This is a genomic window from Aquirufa nivalisilvae, assembly GCF_003143535.1.
GTDB classification, from domain to species: Bacteria; Bacteroidota; Bacteroidia; order Cytophagales; family Spirosomataceae; genus Aquirufa; species Aquirufa nivalisilvae.
Map to the genome: position 1 here is coordinate 717,703 of NZ_CP029346.1, position 20,404 is coordinate 738,106.

Consider the following 20,404-nt stretch of genomic DNA (forward strand, 5'->3'; position numbering starts at 1 on the left):
TACCATGACCAGAAGTACACTTTACCTAAGTTTTGTTTTAATATTTACGCTTTTCGGATTATCAAGTTGTGATTTTAATGCCATTGATCAGCAGGTAGAAAACAACGAGAAAGATATTCAAAAATACATTGCAGATAATAAATTAAATGTTCAGAAATCACCTGAAGGGATGTATTACTCCATCTTATCAGCAGGAACTTCTGGCAAGCAAGCTGCTTATACAGATTTAGTCAAGTATCACTATGTGATGACTTTGTTAAATGGATCTAAAGTTGATTCCACCTCCCGATTATTGAAACAGCCACGTGGCTATGTAACAGGAAGTTTTGAGAGTGTGTTTACGCTTCCTTTGCGTTACATGAAGGAAGGTGATAAAGGGGTATTTATTTTACCAGCTAGTTTAGCCTTTGGAGGGAGTTCTTACGGGAATGGTCTAATCCCAGCCTATTCTGTTATTAAAATTGATATCGAATTGATTTCCGTTCAAACAGAAAATCAAGTAATCGAAGAAATGAAGAAAACCTACAATGTCAATAATCCTGAAGTGACAAGTACTGGTTTGATCTTTCAAAAAACGATTTCTAATCCTACAGGTAAAGCATTGATACCTACTCAATCTTATTTGGTGAATTATACGGGTCGTTTAGGCTTTAGTTATTTAAAATTGGATGCAGCTGGCAAAGTTGTGTATGATCCTATTTTTGATTCCCGTACTGGAGCTTCCATGCTAGTAGGTGCTGGTCAACTCATTTCAGGTTTTGATGAAGGAATCATGAAGTTGAAAATGGGTGAAAAAGCAATTGTTATATTGCCTTCCAAATTAGGATATGGTGCTAATAATCAAGGATCTATTCCAGCCAACTCTCCTTTGTGTTTTGAAATAGAAGTACCTGTTCAATAATTTCATGCAACCTATATTGTACTTAGCAACACAAAATCTTCACAAAGTGGAAGAGATTGAGGCCTTATTGCATGGTCAATTTGAGGTTAGAACAGTACAAGATTTAGGGCTAGAAGAGGAGATTCCAGAAACAGGTTCAACGTTGGAAGAGAATTCCATGTTGAAGGCAAAATTCATTGCAGATCGCTACCATGTGACTTGTTTGTCTGATGATTCAGGTTTAGAAGTAGAAGCCTTACACGGTGCTCCTGGGGTTTATTCAGCCAGATATGCAGGCGAGCCTAAAAATGATCTGAACAACCTTAATTTGTTATTGCAGAACCTTCATCAAGAAGAAAACAGAAGAGCAAGATTCGTGACAATTTTAACATTTCATGAAAATGGGAAATTTGTTCAGTTTGAAGGAGAAATAATCGGGGATATTACCCATGAAGCTAGAGGAAATGCTGGATTTGGTTATGATCCTGTTTTTCAACCAGAGGGATTAACAAGGACATTTGCTGAAATGACCTTGTCTGAAAAAAATCAAATGGCACATCGTGCCCGTGCTTTACAAAAATTTAAAGTATTTGTCGACGAAAATCGAAAATCTCACGACAAATAGTGTGATTGTTCCAATCAATCTGTATTTTTGTTACAGTATCTAATAAGCTTTAACCTTGTTTAATGGTAGATTAATGAATTGGAGAAGTCGTATTTTTTTGGCTCTACTGATTCTTTTGGTGGGTGTACATTGGGCTTCTGCGCAATATGTGATCAAGGGAAGAGTGACAGATGCTTCTAATGGCGACCCTGTGCCCTTTGCTTCTGTTGGTTTAGTGGGTCTTAATCTGGGTACTACCACCAATTTTCAAGGAGAATATACCTTTCATTCCAAAGTATTAACAGATTCCCTCTTTGTATCCTTCGTTGGATATAAAAAGCGGGTCAAATTCATCGATAAAAAGAAGGCAGTTCAAGAAGTTGATTTCCAAATGGAACCTGCTCAAAAGGCCTTGCAAGAGGTTATCGTTTATTCAGGAGAGAATCCCGCCTTTAAGATATTGCGCCAAGTGGTCAAACAACGTGACCTGCATGATCGGAATAAATTAACAGCTTACGAATATGATTCTTACACCAAAATGGAACTGGATGTAGATAATATTTCGGAGAAATTAAGGAATACGAAAATCATGCGGGAGATAGAATCTTCCATTAAGAAGTTTGAGAAAGAAGCCGGTGAAGATGGAAAGCCTGTAATACCGACGTATATCTCTGAATCTATCAGTAAATTCTATTATCGCGAGTCTCCGAGACGAAAGAAGGAAAAGATTATTAAAACCAACATCAAGGGGGTAGGAGTGCAAGATGGGGGCTTTATTTCCCAGTTGGTGGGCGGAAACTTGATTGCTAATTATAATTTTTATCAAAATTATGTTCCTTTTTTTGGCAAAGACTTTGCAAGCCCCATTGGAGATAATTGGAAAGGAAACTATAAATATTTTTTAGGTGATACGGTCAATGTTGACGGTCATGTGTGTTATCAATTGGATTTTGACCCTAAAAATCCTCTAGACCTCGTTTTCACAGGTCAAATGTGGATTGATACCACCAGCTTTGCTTTGGTTCAAATTGATGCCGCTATTGATAAGCAGGCGAATTTGAATTTCATCGACAAGATTAAAATTTCTCAAGAGTTAGAGCAAGTTGCCGACGGAGCTTGGTTACCTTCTCGTACCCGTTTTTTGATTGATATTGAAGAGTTGACCAAAGGTTCTGCTGGGATGCTATTGAAGATGTATATTTCCAATAAAGGTTTTATCGTCAATAAGCCCAAAGCTGTAGAGTTTTATGATTTGACATCTGAGGTGGCAGAAGATGCGAAAGAGCCTGATCCAGAATATTGGAAACATGCTAGATATGAGCCATTGAGTCGACAAGATCTAACAGCCTTTGCCTTAATTGATTCTGTGAAGAATTTACCCATCGTTCGAACTTATGTAGAAATTGCTGAGATAGCTTTGAGTGGCTATAAGAAGTTTAACGACATTGAAGTGGGACCTTATTTGAGCAGTATAGCTGTCAACAGACTGGAGGGAGCTCGATTTAGGTTAGGGTTTAGAACCAATTCTAATTTCGATAAGCATTGGATTTTACGTGGAAATGTAGGATTTGGTACCAAAGATTTAGTGCCCAAATATTCGATTGAAGTCAATTATCTATTCTCGAAAGCCAAATGGACCATTGCTGGTTTGCGACATTCTTATGATATAGAACGAGTCGGTTTAACGCCTGAATTGATTGGAGATAATCGCCTGTTTTATGCATTCACTCGTTGGGGAGCTTTTTCTGGAGCTTTTTTTAGGAGAGAAAGTGAAGCATTTTTTAGCACGGAAGTTACCAAAGGCTTGAGTTTTACGGCTCAAATGAACACACGTTCTTTTGATCCATTATTTAGATTTCAATATCGTTTAAATCCAGAGTTAGGTAATGCCTCACCTGTGCAAGATTATTATCAAGAGTCATTCGTTACATTAGAAGCTAGATTTGCCAGAGGAGAGACCTTCATTATGAATGGTAATGAACGCATCACCTTGGCTACCAAGCGTATTCCAGTAGTTACTTTCCGCTACCAGCGAGGATTTAAAGGCTTTTTAGGTGGAGATTTTGATTATGAACGTTTTACCTTGAAGGCATACCAGACTTTTAGGGTTGGAACTTTTGGTCGATCTGATTATACACTATCTATGGGATATACTCCTTCCAATTTACCTGCGCCTTTATTATTCCCTCATTTAGGAAATGAGACGCTGTTTTTTGTGCGCAGTGCTTATTCTACCATGAATTATTTTGAGTTTGTCAGTGACCAATTTATTTCCTTACAATACAATCATAATTTTGAGGGTTTATTGTTCAATCGAATTCCCTTGATTAAGAAATTGAAATGGAGATTTATTGCTAGTGGAAATTTATTGTGGGGTAGCCAAAGAAAGGAAAATAGAGACATCATGAAGGATGTGAATAATCCGTTGAAGTCAAAGTTTTTAGACATGTATTCTTTCGATTCGTTAAATCCTAGTATACCCTATGCGGAAGTAGGTTATGGGATCGATAATATTTTTAAGTTATTTAGGATTCAGGCCTTCCATCGACTGTCATATATGGATCACGGTTCGCCGAAAGCTTTTCGCTTGATGGCCTCCGTTAATTTCTCATTTTAGGCTTTTTTGGTATATTATGAAGATGAAAATTTAAACATTTCAAGAATGTTTTTAATCTTCTTGATTTTGGCTTTTAGCCCCCCTATATTTGGGTTCAGCGCCTTTCTATATTATGGTGACCTTTAATATTATTATGATTTTAATTCTCATTGGGCTTTGTTTGTTGAGCTATATTTTAGGCTCAATTCCAACAGCCATTTGGTATGGTGAAGCCTATCATGGGGTGGACATACGTACCTTAGGAAGTGGGAATGCTGGGGCAACCAATACCTTTCGTGTATTGGGTAAAAAGGCAGGAAGCATTGTGTTATTTGTGGATGCTTTTAAAGGTTTTTTAGCAACGTCACTTTCTACATTTCTATTTTATCTTCATTTAATTGATTGGCAAACCTGCGTGTCTCTAAAGATCGTATTTGGGTTTTTGGCTGTATTGGGTCATTTATTGCCAGTTTTTTGTGATTTTAAAGGAGGAAAAGGGGTGGCCACATTGATGGGGATGGTTTTAGCCTTACATCCTGAGGCAGCTTTGGTCAGTATAGCTGTCTTTTTATTGGTATTTTACTTATCAAATTTCGTCTCTTTAGGATCGATGGTGGCTTCACTCATGTTTCCTTTTTTGATGGTATTTAAAGTCTTTGGAGATGAATTTCCAATTTTGATTTATTTTGGTTTTATCGTTGCCTTCTTAGTCATATTTATGCACCGTAAGAATATTTCCCGCATTCTTCAGGGCACTGAAAATCGGATGTATCTAATCCCTCGAAAGAAACAATCCTAAGTCGTTTTTTTTTATCTTTGTGCGCGAATGATTTAATCCCATTCGCCTCTCCATATGAAAAAAACACAAGCTTATATTCAAGCTAATCAACCACGTTTTTTAGAAGAATTACTCGATTTATTACGTATTCCTTCCATTTCTGCGGATCCTGCTTATGCAGGTGATGTACGAAGAGCGGCGGAATTCATAGCTAATAATTTACGTCAATCTGGAGCTGATCAGGTTCGCCTCGAAGAAACGGCTGGTTTTCCTGTGGTTTATGGAGAGAAGATTATTGATCCCAATGCCCCTACAGTGTTGGTATATGGACATTATGATGTACAACCAGCCGATCCTTTGGAATTATGGGAAAGTCCGCCATTTGAGCCTGTCATCAAAGATGAAATAATTTATGCCCGTGGATCATGTGACGACAAAGGTCAGGTTTTCATGCATATAAAGGCCTTTGAAGCCATGTTGGCTACCAACAACTTACCTTGTAATATCAAGTTTATGATAGAAGGAGAAGAAGAGATCGGATCCAATAATTTGGCCATATTTGTGGCTAATAACAAAGACTTACTTCAAGCCGATGTTATTTTGATTTCAGATACAGCCATTATAGCCAATGATATCCCGTCTATCGATGTGGGATTAAGAGGCTTAAGTTATTTGGAAGTTACGGTACAGGGACCAAATCGTGATTTGCATTCTGGGGTATACGGAGGAGCAGTGGCTAATCCCATCAATATATTGTGTGAGATGATTGCCTCGATGCACGATGAATTTAATCAAATTACTATACCTGGATTTTATGAGGCTGTTCAAGAGTTAAGTGCCTCCGATAGGGCGGCTATGGCTCAGACGCCTTTTGATTTAGATGCCTACCAAAAGGACTTGGGCATCGCCTCGGTACATGGAGAAAAAGGATATTCGACCTTAGAACGAGCTTCTATACGTCCGACTTTGGATGTTAACGGTATTTGGGGTGGCTATATTGGAGAAGGAGCTAAAACAGTATTGCCATCTTTGGCTCATGCCAAGATTTCCATGCGTTTGGTACCTAATCAAAGTTCAGAGAAGATTACCCAATTATTTACGGATCATTTTAAGTCCATTGCACCTAAAGGAGTTAAAGTAACCATAACACCACATCATGGAGGTGAGGCATATGTGATGCCAACGGATACGATTGCCTATCAAGCGGCATCGAAAGCCTTGGCAGAGACATTTGGGAAAGAGCCTGTGCCTACCAGAGGAGGAGGAAGTATTCCTGTACCTACCGTTTTTGAAAAAGAATTGGGAATTAAATCGGTTTTGATGGGTTTTGGTTTAGATTCGGATGCTATTCATTCGCCCAATGAACATTTTGGATTGTTTAATTTTTATAAAGGGATTGAAACGATACCTCATTTTTTTAAGCACTTTTACGCACTTTCTACAAAATAATGGCAGAGAATTTAAGTAAGCTAGCAACTGAGTCTGACTCTAATTATTTGGATTTGGATAAACAGTCCGTGGAAACGATTCTACGACAAATCAATGCTGAAGATAAAACTGTTCCATATTCGGTGGAAAAGGTAATTCCTCAAATTGAAAAATTGGTTGGGCAAATTGTGTCCCGCATGGAAAAGGGGGGAAGGCTATTTTATATTGGTGCTGGAACTAGTGGTAGATTGGGCGTGGTAGATGCTTCCGAGTGTCCGCCTACATATGGTGTACCTCATGACTGGGTAATAGGATTAATTGCAGGAGGAGATGGAGCCATTCGTAAGGCTGTGGAAAATGCAGAAGATGATGAACAACAGGCGTGGTTGGATATGAAGGCCTATGATATTGATCAAAATGATGTGGTGATAGGTATTGCAGCATCAGGTAGAACACCCTATGTTATTGGAGGTTTGCGTGATGCTAATGCGCATGGTGTTTTAACCGGCTGCATTGTTTGTAATGAAGGAAGTGCTATTGCCCAAGTGGCCCAATATCCAATTGAAGTGGTGGTAGGTCCTGAATATGTCACTGGTAGTACCCGAATGAAATCTGGAACGGCGCAGAAATTGGTACTGAATATGATTTCTACTGCTGTGATGATTCGACTGGGACGAGTTCGAGGAAATAAAATGGTGGATATGGCGTTAAGTAACCACAAATTGGTTTTAAGAGCAATCCGTATGGTGAAGGAAGCCACTGGAGTTTCAGAAGAAAAAGCTTCGGAATTATTGGATCAACATGGAAGTGTAAGAGCTGCCGTAGATGCATTTCATGCTTCTATTTAATAAAAAGGGAGAAATATGCGCAAGAGCATATAGAAAATAACGTATTAATCCCTTATTTTGTGAACAATTAAACATTCAATCAAAATGAAAAAAATATCAAAATTTATTTTGGCTGTAACTTTAGGAACATTTGCATTTGGATTTCAGGCCAATGCGGAAGATTTTCCTGCTGATATTAAGCCATTAATGCAAAAATATACTTGCTTTGCTTGCCATAAGGTAGATGCTCGTTTAGTAGGTCCGGCTTATACGGATGTTGCTAAGAAAAAGTATAGCAATGCAAAAATTGTAGAATTAATTGCGAATCCAAAGCCTGAGAACTGGCCTGGTTACCCACCAATGATGGCATTGAAAAATGTGCCAAAGGCGGATGCCATGAAGATTGCTTCTTGGATCAACTCTTTGAAATAAATAAAAAATCCCGAATTAATCGGGATTTTTTTATGTCATTATTTGTGAAGCGACTTATTTAGTCGCTTTTGCTTTTTTGGGAGCTTTCGCTGCTTTTTCTTCTGTTGCTTCTTTTACTTCTTTAGCAGCTTTGGGAGCTTTCACCACTTTTTCCGCTTTCGGTTCTTCGGCGGCTGGAGCTGTTTGGAACATGTCAGGAGTATTAGTTACCAAAATCAAATACCAAGAAAGGATTTTTTTGATATCGGAAGCATAAACTCGATCAGAGTCATAATTGGGAACAATACTTGCTAATAATCCAAATAATTCAGCATCACTTGCCTTTTTAGGTTCAATGTTCAAAGAACCTTGACAAACAGAGTGAATCAATTGAAATAAATCACCTAAAGGCAATGTGCTGTCTTGATGATCGTCTAGATAAAGGGAAATATCCTTTAAAACCGAGATACGTGTTTGACCGCTAACAACAGATTTTTGTTTTAGAGCATCTAATGTTTCTACTATAACCCCAGTACGAGTGGGTTTCAACACTCTAAATAATCCGCTTTTGCCTGATATGTGGGCAATTTCATTTAATAATTCCATGTGTGATGTTTAATTCGGTCGCAAAAATATTAAGATTTCCTTGATTTATAGGGAGATGTGTCAATTAATTCCTGAATACTGGCTAAGATTTCTTCCCTACCTTGATGTTTTTCAGCAGAAGTGATGAACATTTTCGGTAATGCTTCCCAAGATTGCAACAAGAAGTCTTGGTAATGTTTGAAATTATCATCCACTTGTTTTTGAGATAATTTATCAGCCTTAGTGAACACAAGGTAAAAAGGAATTTGTTCTTCCGCCATTCTTTCCATGAAAGCAATATCCACTGGTTGAGGTTTTAAACGTAGATCGACCAATAAGAACAAACAGGTTAGACTTTTACGATTGATGAGGTAATCCAAAATCATTTTTTCGAATTCCTTTCTCTTTTCTTTGCTTACTTGGGCATAACCATAGCCTGGTAAATCCACTAAATACCAGTTGTCGTTAATTAAAAAGTGATTGATTAACTGTGTTTTACCTGGAGTTTGAGAGGTCTTTGCTAATTTTTTATGAAAGGTAATGGAGTTGATCAAAGAAGATTTACCCACATTAGAGCGACCAATGAAGGCAAATTCAGGAAATTTGTCCGGTGGACATTTTAAGTAATCGGTATTACTGGTGATGAATTGTGCACTAATTACTTGCATAGGGTAAATATTAAAGGATTACAAAGATACGAGGATATTAGTTATTAGGTAGTAGTGTTTAGTTATTAGATGTAAGTGTTTAGGTATTAGTGGGGTAGAATGAAGAATGTAGAATGAAAAATTATTAGAAACTGGTCAACTCTAATCAGGGAAGTACAAACACCGTCGGTCAGCACGAGCGAAAGATGATGAACGCAGCGGTAGACGAGGTTTTGACCCTAGCAAAGGCGATGCGTGTCGGCGTCAAAAATATAGGCGATAGCGGAGTGAATCACGGTTCCGCGCAGCGGAATTCGCCTTTGCTGAACGACAAAAAAGAAGTTTTTTTGTTTCTTTTTTTTCAAAAAAAGAAAATCCATGTGAATTGATGAAACGAAAAGTATTTTAAACTCTTTTGAATTCGTCACTTTTTCTTGAGCTTAACTTTCTTTGGCATTTCTTTTTTTTTAAAAAAAAAGAAACAAAAAAAACGGAAGAAATACGGTTAATCCTAAGACGAATTCCGCTGCGCGGAACCGATTGTCACTCCGCATACGGCTTTAATCTTTGACGCTTAGCTTTAGCCTACGCACGAGGTCAAAGATGCGCCTGCCGCTCCGCTCATGCCGCGTTCCCATCTTTCGTTGGGATTAACCGTTCAATGTATAATTTAAAATGAACAATGTAGAATTCGAAAATTGATAAACCGGTCAACTTTAATCAGGGAAGTACATTTTAAATTGGTGGTAACAACTCTCGAACATAAATAAGTTTCTTTTTTCATTTACCATTTACCATTCACAATTTATCATTTCTTGACTACCTTTGTGGCTTGAATAAGCATATGGAAGTATTACAAAATGATCGCCTGATTAGGGCAGCAAAAGGATTACCTGTTGATCGAATCCCTGTTTGGGTGATGCGTCAAGCAGGAAGAATTTTACCGGAATACCGAGAAGTAAGAGCTAAAGCAGGTTCGTTCATTGGATTGGCGACACATCCTGAATGGGCAGCCGAAGTGACTATTCAGCCTGTGGATCGTTTCGATGTAGATGCAGCCATCATTTTTTCAGATATATTGGTAGTTCCAGAAGCTATGGGTCTTCCTTATGTCATGGAAGAGCAAAAAGGACCTCTTTTCCCTCAGGTTATTCGTTCCCAGCAGGATGTTGATGCTTTGAAAACAGCAGTTCCCGAGGAGGATTTAGCCTATGTTTTAGATGCTATCAAGATAGTGAAGCGTGATTTGTCAGGTAAAATTCCATTGATTGGTTTTGCAGGAGCGCCATTTACAATCTTCTGCTATATGGTAGAGGGGAAGGGATCTAAAACTTTTTCTCAAGCGAAGAAAATGCTTTATGCGGAACCAGTATTGGCTCATGCATTATTGCAAAAAATTACGGATTCAACTATAGCTTATTTGAAGGCACAAGTGGCTGTAGGAGCCAACCTGATTCAAGTATTTGATTCTTGGGCAGGCATATTGTCGCCAGCACAGTACAGTGCTTTTTCTACTCCTTACCTCAAGCAAATTTGCGATGCTCTAACAGAGGTTCCTGTTACTTTATTTGCTAAAGGAGCATTTTTTGCGAGAGAAGAGATGGCTCAATTAAACTGTGCCACCATAGGATTGGATTGGAATATGGATATTCAAGAATCCAGGCGTTTGGTTGGTTCAAATAGAACCCTTCAAGGTAACTTAGATCCTTGTGCGCTTTATGGAGATTTTAAAACGGTAGAGGCAGAGACTAAGAAGATGATTGATCAATTCGGTACTCAGCGCTACATTGCCAATCTAGGTCATGGGGTTTATCCTGATATTCACCCAGATAAAGTAAAGTGTTTCGTGGATACGGTACATAATTATCCTGTTTAAAACTTATTACAATATTAAAGCTCAAACCAGCTACCCATTGGTGTAGCATATCAGTAATATCAAACAAAAAGCTCAGGGTTTAAACCCTGAGCTTTTTTGATTATCAATTTCTTGGACAATACGTCCAAATTCTCATTCGTTTTTGCAACGCTGGCAAGGTTTCAAACCTTGACAGCGTTTAAGCAAAATGGTTTTTTTACTTAGCACTATAGTTAGGTGCCTCCTTTGAAATACTAACATCGTGTGGATGACTTTCTTTCACACCTGCAGAAGTGATTTTTACAAATTTAGCTTGTTGCATATCGCAAATAGTTCCTGCTCCACAATAGCCCATTCCGGCTTTCAAACCACCCACCATTTGGTATAGAATTTCTGTCACAGATCCTTTAAATGGTACACGTCCAACGATTCCTTCAGGAACTAATTTTTTGATATCATCTTCCGCATCTTGGAAATAGCGATCTTTTGATCCATCTTCCATGGCTTCTAATGATCCCATTCCACGGTATGATTTGAATTTACGTCCTTCTAAAATAATCATTTCACCTGGGGCCTCATCGGTTCCAGCTAATAATGAACCAATCATCACCGTGCTAGCACCTCCTGCAATGGCTTTGGCAATATCGCCTGAAAAACGAATTCCACCGTCGGCAATTAACGGAACATTGTAAGGTTCTAAGGCCTTGGCTGCTTCATAAACGGCTGTTAATTGTGGCATTCCTACTCCCGCAATGATACGGGTGGTACAAATACTTCCAGGTCCTACACCTACTTTTACGGCATCAGCTCCTGCTTCAGCTAAGGCTTTGGCAGCTTCTCCTGTAGCAATGTTTCCAACAATCACATCTAAACTTGGGTAGGATGCTTTGACCGTTTTTAAAGCATCAATAACGCCTTTGGAATGTCCGTGTGCTGTATCAATACTAATGACGTCAACACCCACTTGAACTAAAGCTTGTACACGATCTAATAAATCATGTGTAACTCCTACAGCAGCACCTACGCGTAAGCGCCCTAAAGAATCTTTGGATGCTAATGGATGGCTTTTGCGTTTTAAAATATCTTTATATGTAATTAATCCAATCAATCGGCCATTTTTGTCGATGATGGGTAATTTCTCAATTTTATGCTCTTGTAGTATACTCTCTGCCGCCTCCATGCTGATTCCTTCATTGGCAGTAATCAAGTTTACCTTTGTCATGATTTCATGCACCGGTCTAGCTGTTTCTTTTTGGAAACGTAAATCACGGTTAGTCAAAATACCCACTAAAATTCCTTGAGTATCAATGACTGGAATACCTCCAATTTTGAATTCTTTCATGATGCGCTGAGCATCACCTAAAGTTTGCGTATCATGTAATGTAATTGGATCAATGATCATTCCTGATTCAGAGCGCTTTACTTTACGAACTTGTGCCGCTTGCTGCTGAATAGTCATGTTTTTATGGATGATTCCAATACCTCCTTCTTGTGCTAAGGCAATGGCTAAATCAGCTTCAGTAACTGTATCCATGGCAGCAGAAACAATGGGAATATTCAAACTGATGTTTTTCGTCAGTCGAGTTTGAGTCTTTACATCACGAGGTAAGACTTCAGAATACGCAGGAAGCAATAGTACGTCGTCGTAGGTAAGAGCTTCGAAAAGAAATTTGGATGAATCAAGCATGGCAAATAGTTTGAACGGGAATTGGATTTATCGGATGAAGGCGAACCATACCCTTATTTGCGAGACAAAGTTACAAATTTTTTTGTAATATTTGAAAGATGAACAAAAAATCCCTCTTAGTCACGGCCTTCGTTATTTGTTGTAGCTTTTTGACTCAAGCCCAATGGACCAAATATCGATTTGAAACAGCCAGAATGGGATCTCCATTTCGCATCATCGTTTCTACTCAAGATTCGATAGGCTTGTCGAATACAATTAAAAAAGCTCAGACATTGGCAGAAAACTTAGAAATGCAATTGAGCGATTACCAGCCAATTTCAGATTTAAGCCAAGTGAATCAAAGAGCTGGAACAGGTCAGTTTTATCCCATTCAAGAGCCATTTAAGGCTATATTGAAAGAATCTTTGTTGGCATATCAATACAGCCACGGGAATCTAACCATTTTCATAGGCAAATTAGTGGCTGCCTGGAGAAATGCTAGAAAAACGAAAGAGCTTCCTGCTTCTCATTTGCTTCAAGATTGGGTTAAGGCATTGCAATCACCGTGTTTGGAATTTAATGCAGACAGTAGTGCCATTCGATTAACAAATTCAGCTTGCCAATTGGATGTAGGGTCAATAGGTAAGGGCTTTGTGGCTCAAAGGGTATTGGATTTTTTAGTGAAATCAGGATATCCATATGCTTTGGTGGATGCGGGAGGAAAAATTAGTGCCAGCCAAGTAAATCCTCAGGGAGATGTTTGGAAGGTAGGCCTTGAATTGCCTAATTCTAAAAAAATCTCGACTGATTTTTTAGAAATCAAAAACCAGTCAATTGCTAGTTCAGGAAAAACATACCAACAAGTAGAAATTGCGGGGAAAAGTTATTCCCATGTTATCAATCCCAAAACGGGTTTGGGATTGGAACACGCACGATCGGCTACTGCCATTGCACCTGATGGTGCTCAGGCAGATTGGATAGCAACTGCCGCTACTATTATGGAAATAGAGGATATAAAAATCTTGCTTCAGCGATTTCCACGGGTGCAGGTGCTTGTATGGGAATACCAAAATGGGGAATTGGAAATATTATTGAATCATGGTATCTTGAAAGTCGATTAGAATTAAATTAAGAATGAATAGAAAAATACGTGTAATAGTACTGGCCTTGAGCGTTGGGATTTGTCAAATAGGAATAGGTCAACAATTGAAATCATACCGACAAATCATTCCTAATTCTACCGTGGCTTTTGATATGCAGGCTATTCCTGCAGGTAATTTAGTATTAGGTAGTCCAAGTACAGAGGTTGGAAGGAATACCGATGAAGGGCCGCAACTAAAATTGAGCATGGAGGCATTTTGGATGGGGAAAACCGAAGTGACTTATGATGAATACCAATTGTTTTTTGAAGAGGATCGTGATCCAGCGCCAAAACCAGCCAAGGAAGGGCCAGATGCCATTACTCGTCCAAGTCCACCTTACATTGATTTCACATTAGGTATGGGAAAAGTTGGTGGGTTTCCAGCGAACTCCATGCAGCATTTTGCTGCGCTCATGTATTGTAAATGGTTATATGCCAAAACCCAAATATTTTATCGTTTGCCTACGGAGGCAGAATGGGAGTATGCTTGTCGGGCTGGTGGAAAAGGAGCTTATTCTTCTCTCGCTGCGAATGAAAAATTAGAAGATTATGCTTGGGTTGCTACCAATTCAGGAGACAAATACCATCTGGTAGCTCAGAAAAAACCCAATGCTTGGGGATTGTATGATATGTTGGGGAATGTTCACGAATGGGTATTGGATCATTATGAACCAGCTTATTCCGCTAATAAGAAAGCTCATCAAGCAGTATTCAAAGATAAGTATGCGGAAGCAATCGTCAGAGGAGGAAGTTATCGAGATGAGGCTAACATGGCTCGAAGTGCCAGTAGGTTGGCGGCGGATCCTGTTTGGAACAGAAGAGATCCTCAAGAACCTAAGAGTAAATGGTGGAATGCGGATGCTCCGTTTGTGGGTTTTCGTATCATGCGACCAGCCAAGCAGCCAAGCCCTGAAGAAGTGCGGGCATTTTTTGATCAGTATTTAAAAGATTATTAACCTTCAAAATATATACCTAATTAACATGAAAAATTCACGTAGAGAATTCATTGTTCAGTCTAGTCTGGGAGCTGGAGCTCTGTTAGCGGCACCGCTAGTGGCTCAGGCTAATCCAGGGGTAAGTTTTAGCCAAAGTTTGGTAGGAGACACCTTAAAAGTAGCTTTAATTGGTTGTGGTGGTCGAGGTACAGGAGCTATCATTCAGGCTTTGAGTACAAAAGAAAATATTCAGTTGGTAGCTATGGCAGATGCCTTTAAAGATCGATTGGATGATTGTTATAAGAGTGTGATGAATTCCCGTGCCAAAGATACTTCGGCTAAAGCTGTGCCCGTGAATCAGAAAGTTAATGTTCCTGAAGATCATAAATTCGTGGGTTTTGATGCCTATAAGCAAGCAATGGCCTTGGCAGATGTGGTGATTTTGACGACTCCTCCAGGTTTTCGTCCCTACCATTTCGAGGAGGCTGTTCGTTTAGGAAAACAAATTTTCATGGAAAAACCGGTGGCAACAGACCCAGCGGGTATCCAACGTGTTTTGGCAGCAGCTAAAATAGCCAAAGAGAAGAAATTAAACGTGGTAGTGGGTTTACAGCGTCATTATCAAAATTCATACCGTGATTTGATGAAACGCGTGCAGGATGGACAAATCGGCGATGTTGTTTCAGCTTCTTGTTGGTGGAATAATGATGGTGTTTGGGTTAAACCACGTAAGGATGGACAGACCGAGATGGAATACCAAATGAGAAACTGGTATTATTTCAATTGGATTTGTGGCGACCATATAACCGAGCAGCATATTCACAATATTGATGTAATCAACTGGGCGAAAAACGGTTATCCTGTTAGAGCAAGAGGAACGGGTGGAAGAGAAGTGAGAAAAGGGAAAGATTACGGTGAAATCTTTGATCACCATATCGTAGAATTTGAATATGCTGATGGAACTATCTTGAATAGCCAATGCCGTCATATTCCTGGTACCTGGACTAAAGTCGACGAACATTTGATTGGAACGAAAGGAAAAGTGCTTTTTGATTCAGCCAAAATTTTGGATTTGAAGGGAAATGTGAATTATGCTTTTGACAAAAAGACAAAAGAGAATAATCCATATCAAACCGAGCATGATGAATTGTGGGCCACAGTAGCCGCGGGAGAATACAAATTTGCGGATGCTGAAAATGGGGCATATTCCACCATGACTTCTATTTTAGGAAGGATGGCTACCTATTCAGGACAGATTATCGAATGGGACAAAGCCATTAACTCAGGGATTAATATTGCACCAAGTCGCTTTGCTTGGGATGCAGATATGCCCTTGAAGCCAGATGCGAATGGTTTGTACCCAGTAGCAGTGCCAGGAAAAACCAAGTATTTTTAATAAAATAATCTTCAAAATTAGATTTTAGTGAGTAAATTGCCGCTTCAAATTTAGCGAAGTACAAGATGAACTATCAACCTCAAGATTTTTTACCCATTTTCGTTCAATTAGCAGCGGCATTGGCTTTTATCGTATTGGTCATGGTCTTGACACATGCTTTAGGTCCCAAACGCCATTCTGCGAAAAAGGATGATTCTTTTGAGTGCGGTATTGAGTCCATTGGAGATGCCCGTACACCGATTTCGGTGAAGTACTTCTTGGTTGCCATATTGTTCGTTTTGTTTGATTTGGAGATTGTATTTATGTACCCTTGGGCAGTGAATTTTAAGCAATTAGCATGGAATGGATTTTATGAAATGATCGTATTCATGGGCTTATTATTAGCTGGATTTATCTACGTAATTAAAAAAGGTATTTTAACCTGGGAAAAATAAACATTTAGCTTTTTGCTGGGTTTATTTTTAATAGAAAAGAAGATTATATATGAGTGATGCAAAAATTAATATCGTAGAAGCGCCGGCAGGTTTAGAGGGTCAGGGATTTTTTGCTACCAGTTTAGATTCATTAGTAGGGATGGCTAGAGCGAATTCGCTCTGGCCTTTGCCTTTTGCTACATCTTGCTGCGGTATTGAATTCATGTCTACTATGGCTTCTCACTATGACATTGGTCGTTTTGGTGCAGAGCGTTTGAGTTTTTCTGCGCGACAAGCTGACGTGTTGATGGTGATGGGAACGATAGCTAAGAAAATGGCTCCTGTGGTAAAACAAGTGTATTTGCAAATGGCAGAACCTCGTTGGGTTTTATCGGTTGGAGCTTGTGCTTGTTCTGGAGGTATTTTTGATACTTACTCGGTTTTGCAGGGGATTGATCGTATTATTCCGGTTGACGTATACGTACCAGGTTGCCCTCCACGTCCAGAGCAAATTTTAGATGGTTTTATGCAAATCCAAGAGTTAGCAAAAAATGAGTCTATTCGTCGTAGAAACCAACCAGAGTATAAAGCTTTGTTGGAATCATATGGTATTGAATAAGTAAATCGAGCATGGAAAACGTGAGTAATCAACAAATTATAGATGCCTTACAAGGGCAATTCGGTGAGGAAGCCATTTATGGAATCGCTGAATCCCATGGAATCTTACAAGTAACTACAGAAGTAGAACACATCGTTCCGATGCTTCATTTTCTTTATCAACATCCGGTATTGAAATTCCAATTTTTGACTGATTTGGCAGGAATTCATTTTCCTGAGGCAAAAGGACAAGAATTAGGGGTCATATACCATTTGCACAGCTTAGAGAATAACGTGCGTTTGTGGATCAAGATTTATGTGCCGATTGAAAAACCGGAAGTTCCTACCGTGACAGGCTTATTTGCTACTGCCAACTGGATGGAGCGTGAAGCCTTTGATTTTTACGGCATTATTTTTGAAGGTCACCCGAATTTGATTCGTATTTTGAACGTAGAGGATATGGATTACCATCCGATGCGCAAGGAATATCCATTGGAGGATGCCACCCGTCACGATAAAATAGATGAATTATTTGGTAGATAATCTACCTTCAACGAGCGAAACATGTCTGAAGTAGCATTAGTAAATAACCCCAACGTAGGTCTAGATAAGACGCCTAAAAGCGGACCTTATGTAAACGAGTTGACAACCCTAAATTTAGGGCCTACCCACCCAGCCACCCACGGTATTTTTCAAAATATCTTGACGATGGATGGGGAAACAATCGTGGATGCCGAACAAACGGTGGGATATATTCACCGTGCATTTGAAAAAATTGCAGAACGTCGTCCATTCTATCAAATAACGACCTTAACAGACCGCATGAATTACTGTTCAGCACCTATCAATAATATGGGCTGGCACATGACGGTAGAGAAATTATTAGGAATCGAAGTTCCTAAGCGCGCGCAATACATTCGTGTCATCATGATGGAATTGGCTCGTTTAGCAGATCATATTATTTGTAACTCCATTTTGGCCGTAGATACGGGAGCCTTAACGGGTTTCTTGTATGTATACCAATGGAGAGAGTTTATTTATGAGATTTACGAAGAGCTTTGCGGGGCTCGTTTAACGACAAACATGGGTCGTTTTGGTGGTATGGAAAGGGATTTGAGCCCGGTTGCCATCGAGAAAATCAAAAAAATATTGGCGGAGTTACCAGCTGCTTTGAAGGAATTCGAGAGTATGGTGGTTCGCAATCGTATCTTCATGGATCGTACTCAAAACGTGGGCGCTATTTCAGCGGAACGTGCGTTAAACTATGGTTTTACAGGCCCAAATTTACGTGCTGCGGGTGTGGATTATGACGTTCGTTCATTGAATCCTTACTCGTCGTATGAAGATTTTGATTTTGAAATTCCTGTAGGAACTAAAGGTGATACCTACGACCGTTTCTTAGTACGTGAAGAGGAAATGTGGCAGAGTTTACGCATCATTCAGCAGGCAATGGATAATTTGCCAGAAGGACCTTACCATGCAGATGCACCGCATTATTATTTGCCTCCCAAGCAAGAGGTTTACCGTAACATGGAAGCATTGATTTACCATTTCAAAATTGTGATGGGGGAAATTGATGCACCTGTTGGAGAGGTTTATCATTCTGTAGAGGGTGGTAATGGAGAATTGGGATTCTATTTGGTTTCGGATGGAGGACGTACCCCATATCGTTTGAAGTTCCGTAGACCTGGATATATATATTACCAAGCATTCCCAGAGATGATTAAAGGTTCGACTTTATCTGATGCCATTGTGACGATGTCATCGATGAACGTGATTGCAGGTGAGTTAGATACATAATACATGGAAGGTAAGAATAACATCGTTTTCCCAGCAGAAACGCTGGAATTAGTGAAAAAAATCATTGCTCGTTACCCAGAAGGGAAACAGAAATCAGCACTTTTGCCCATTTTGCATTTGGCACAAGCTGAGTGGAGATGGTGTAGTCCAGAAGTGATGGATTATGTGGCTTCTTTGTTGTCCATCAAACCCATTGAGGTGTACGAAGTGGCAAGTTTTTATACCATGTTTCATTTGGAACCAGTAGGAGAACATGTCATTGAGTATTGTCGCACAGGTCCTTGTTGTCTAATGGGTGGTGTAGAAGTATATGACCACTTGAAAAAGCGTTTAGGTGTTGAGACCGGTGGAACATCGGCTGATGGAAAGTTTACGGTAAAAGAAGTAGAGTGTTTGGCAGCTTGTGGCTGGGGACCTGTATTTCAGATTCGTGAGAAGTTTTACATGCACTTGACCAAGGAGAAGGTAGATCAAATCATTGATGAATTAGGAAAATAAGCGAGGATGAAGATATTAACCGAACATATTGAGGTACCAGGAATAGAAACGATTGATGTATATCGTAAGCATGGTGGGTACCAAGCGGTAGAAAAAGCATTGAAAAAAATGACTCCTGATGAAGTTACTGAAGAAGTAAAAAAATCAGGATTGCGTGGTCGTGGTGGAGCAGGATTCCCCGTGGGAATGAAGTGGTCATTTTTGGCTAAACCAGAGGGTGTCCCTCGTTATTTAGTTTGTAATGCTGATGAATCAGAGCCAGGTACTTTCAAAGATCATTATTTGATGTGGAAATCTCCTCATACCTTGATTGAAGGTATGATTGTGTCCAGTTTTGCTTTGGGAGCTAATACATCTTATATCTACGTTCGTGGAGAGTTGATGTATGTGATTCATATTTTAGAAAAAGCCATTCAAGAAGCCTATGATAAAGGTTTATTGGGTAAAAATATTTTAGGCTCAGGCTATGATTTGGACTTGTTTGTTCAGTCTGGAGGCGGTGCTTATATCTGCGGTGAGGAAACAGCCTTATTGGAGTCTTTGGAAGGAAAACGTGGTAATCCTCGTAATAAGCCTCCATTTCCAGCAGTTAAAGGATTGTGGCAATGCCCAACCGTGGTAAACAATGTAGAGTCTATTGCTGCAACTTCATGGATTGTGAACAACGGTGGTGATGCTTATGCACAGATTGGGGTAGGAAGAAGCACAGGGACTAAATTGATTTCGGCATCAGGACATATCCGCAAGCCAGGAGTATATGAAATTCCATTGGGAATTACGGTGGAGGATTTTATCTATTCAGATGAATGGTGCGGTGGTATTCGTGATGGACATAAGCTAAAAGCAGTAGTTGCTGGAGGTTCTTCTGTGCCTATTTTACCAGCAGAAATGATCTTAACGACAGCTACTGGCGAGAAGCGATTAATGACGTATGAGTCATTGTCTGACGGTGGTTTTGCTACAGGAACGATGTTAGGTTCAGGAGGATTTATTGTGATGGATGAAACGACTTGTATCGTTCATAATACATTGACCTTTGCTCGTTTTTATCATCATGAGTCTTGTGGACAATGTTCGCCATGTAGAGAAGGTACGGGTTGGATGGATAAAGTGATTAAGCGTATTGAATTAGGCCAAGGCCGAAAAGAAGATATTGATTTGTTAGTAGATGTTGCTAAGAAAATTGAAGGAAATACGATTTGTCCATTGGGAGATGCGGCTGCTTGGCCAGTATCTGCCGCGATTCGTCATTTTAGAGATGAGTTTGAATGGCATATTGAACATCCTGAATTAGCGACACAACCTGGAGCTGTTTATATGCGACCAGGAGCTAGCTGGTCTAATTAA

General features: G+C 39.5%; 21 protein-coding genes. 18 read left to right on the top strand and 3 right to left on the bottom strand.

The features are described from left to right. Positions 1 to 4 precede the first annotated feature (4 nt). From HME7025_RS03160 to HME7025_RS03190, 7 genes are all read left to right on the top strand, one after another. On the top strand, positions 5 to 901 hold the full coding sequence (locus HME7025_RS03160; RefSeq protein ID WP_109322251.1) for an FKBP-type peptidyl-prolyl cis-trans isomerase: 897 nt from the start codon (positions 5 to 7) through the stop codon (positions 899 to 901). Positions 902 to 905: 4 nt separating this feature from the next. Continuing rightward, on the top strand, positions 906 to 1,505 hold the full coding sequence (rdgB, locus tag HME7025_RS03165; RefSeq protein WP_109322252.1) for an RdgB/HAM1 family non-canonical purine NTP pyrophosphatase: 600 nt from the start codon (positions 906 to 908) through the stop codon (positions 1,503 to 1,505). 73 nt (positions 1,506 to 1,578) lie between these two features. Continuing rightward, positions 1,579 to 4,101, top strand: coding sequence for a DUF5686 and carboxypeptidase-like regulatory domain-containing protein (locus HME7025_RS03170; protein ID WP_109322253.1), 2,523 nt, complete (start codon positions 1,579 to 1,581; stop codon positions 4,099 to 4,101). Positions 4,102 to 4,234: 133 nt separating this feature from the next. After that, the gene (gene plsY / locus HME7025_RS03175) at positions 4,235 to 4,879 is read left to right on the top strand and encodes a glycerol-3-phosphate 1-O-acyltransferase PlsY (RefSeq protein ID WP_109324947.1); all 645 of its coding nucleotides are present in this window, start codon (positions 4,235 to 4,237) and stop codon (positions 4,877 to 4,879) included. A 54-nt stretch (positions 4,880 to 4,933) separates the two neighbouring features. Further along, positions 4,934 to 6,307, top strand: a complete 1,374-nt coding sequence (locus HME7025_RS03180) for a dipeptidase (protein ID WP_109322254.1) — start codon at positions 4,934 to 4,936, stop codon at positions 6,305 to 6,307. Next, positions 6,307 to 7,134: an N-acetylmuramic acid 6-phosphate etherase gene (gene murQ / locus HME7025_RS03185; RefSeq protein WP_109322255.1), complete on the top strand. Its 828-nt coding sequence runs from the start codon at positions 6,307 to 6,309 to the stop codon at positions 7,132 to 7,134. The genes HME7025_RS03180 and murQ overlap by 1 nt, the downstream gene beginning before the upstream one ends. A gap of 84 nt (positions 7,135 to 7,218) precedes the next feature. Next, positions 7,219 to 7,545: a c-type cytochrome gene (locus HME7025_RS03190; RefSeq protein ID WP_109322256.1), complete on the top strand. Its 327-nt coding sequence runs from the start codon at positions 7,219 to 7,221 to the stop codon at positions 7,543 to 7,545. A gap of 54 nt (positions 7,546 to 7,599) precedes the next feature. On the opposite strand, the gene HME7025_RS03195 is transcribed toward HME7025_RS03190, so the two are convergent. Beyond that, entirely contained in the window at positions 7,600 to 8,130 is a 531-nt protein-coding gene (locus HME7025_RS03195; protein ID WP_161956202.1) for a DUF5606 family protein, read from the bottom strand. 29 nt (positions 8,131 to 8,159) lie between these two features. Further along, complete coding sequence (gene yihA / locus HME7025_RS03200; RefSeq protein WP_109322257.1) at positions 8,160 to 8,777, bottom strand: ribosome biogenesis GTP-binding protein YihA/YsxC; 618 nt, start codon at positions 8,775 to 8,777, stop codon at positions 8,160 to 8,162. 185 nt (positions 8,778 to 8,962) lie between these two features. On the opposite strand from yihA, the gene HME7025_RS13365 reads away from it, so the two are divergent. Further along, positions 8,963 to 9,145, top strand: coding sequence for a hypothetical protein (locus tag HME7025_RS13365; protein WP_154401920.1), 183 nt, complete (start codon positions 8,963 to 8,965; stop codon positions 9,143 to 9,145). A 455-nt stretch (positions 9,146 to 9,600) separates the two neighbouring features. Next, entirely contained in the window at positions 9,601 to 10,632 is a 1,032-nt protein-coding gene (gene hemE / locus HME7025_RS03205; RefSeq protein ID WP_109322258.1) for a uroporphyrinogen decarboxylase, read from the top strand. A gap of 196 nt (positions 10,633 to 10,828) precedes the next feature. Here hemE and guaB read toward each other — a convergent pair whose 3' ends face one another. Then, entirely contained in the window at positions 10,829 to 12,298 is a 1,470-nt protein-coding gene (gene guaB, locus HME7025_RS03210) for an IMP dehydrogenase (RefSeq protein WP_109322259.1), read from the bottom strand. A gap of 98 nt (positions 12,299 to 12,396) precedes the next feature. Here guaB and HME7025_RS03215 point away from each other — a divergent pair, with 98 nt between their 5' ends. The 9 genes from HME7025_RS03215 to nuoF all read left to right on the top strand — a co-directional run bounded on the left by HME7025_RS03215 (position 12,397) and on the right by nuoF (position 20,404). Then, complete coding sequence (locus HME7025_RS03215; RefSeq protein WP_109322260.1) at positions 12,397 to 13,398, top strand: FAD:protein FMN transferase; 1,002 nt, start codon at positions 12,397 to 12,399, stop codon at positions 13,396 to 13,398. A gap of 13 nt (positions 13,399 to 13,411) precedes the next feature. Next, positions 13,412 to 14,374 carry a formylglycine-generating enzyme family protein gene (locus tag HME7025_RS03220; RefSeq protein WP_109322261.1) on the top strand — a complete coding sequence of 321 codons (963 nt, stop codon included), beginning with the start codon at positions 13,412 to 13,414 and terminating at the stop codon, positions 14,372 to 14,374. A 25-nt stretch (positions 14,375 to 14,399) separates the two neighbouring features. Further along, positions 14,400 to 15,749, top strand: a complete 1,350-nt coding sequence (locus HME7025_RS03225; RefSeq protein WP_109322262.1) for a Gfo/Idh/MocA family protein — start codon at positions 14,400 to 14,402, stop codon at positions 15,747 to 15,749. Positions 15,750 to 15,814: 65 nt separating this feature from the next. Beyond that, on the top strand, positions 15,815 to 16,183 hold the full coding sequence (locus HME7025_RS03230) for an NADH-quinone oxidoreductase subunit A (protein WP_109322263.1): 369 nt from the start codon (positions 15,815 to 15,817) through the stop codon (positions 16,181 to 16,183). 49 nt (positions 16,184 to 16,232) lie between these two features. Beyond that, a complete protein-coding gene (locus tag HME7025_RS03235; RefSeq protein WP_109322264.1) occupies positions 16,233 to 16,781 on the top strand; it encodes an NADH-quinone oxidoreductase subunit B in 549 nt (182 codons plus the stop codon). A gap of 11 nt (positions 16,782 to 16,792) precedes the next feature. After that, a complete protein-coding gene (locus HME7025_RS03240; RefSeq protein WP_109322265.1) occupies positions 16,793 to 17,302 on the top strand; it encodes an NADH-quinone oxidoreductase subunit C in 510 nt (169 codons plus the stop codon). A 21-nt stretch (positions 17,303 to 17,323) separates the two neighbouring features. Then, positions 17,324 to 18,559, top strand: a complete 1,236-nt coding sequence (locus tag HME7025_RS03245; protein WP_109322266.1) for an NADH-quinone oxidoreductase subunit D — start codon at positions 17,324 to 17,326, stop codon at positions 18,557 to 18,559. Between the two features lie 3 nt (positions 18,560 to 18,562). Then, complete coding sequence (locus tag HME7025_RS03250; protein WP_109322267.1) at positions 18,563 to 19,057, top strand: NADH-quinone oxidoreductase subunit NuoE family protein; 495 nt, start codon at positions 18,563 to 18,565, stop codon at positions 19,055 to 19,057. Between the two features lie 6 nt (positions 19,058 to 19,063). Then, a complete protein-coding gene (nuoF, locus tag HME7025_RS03255; protein ID WP_109322268.1) occupies positions 19,064 to 20,404 on the top strand; it encodes an NADH-quinone oxidoreductase subunit NuoF in 1,341 nt (446 codons plus the stop codon).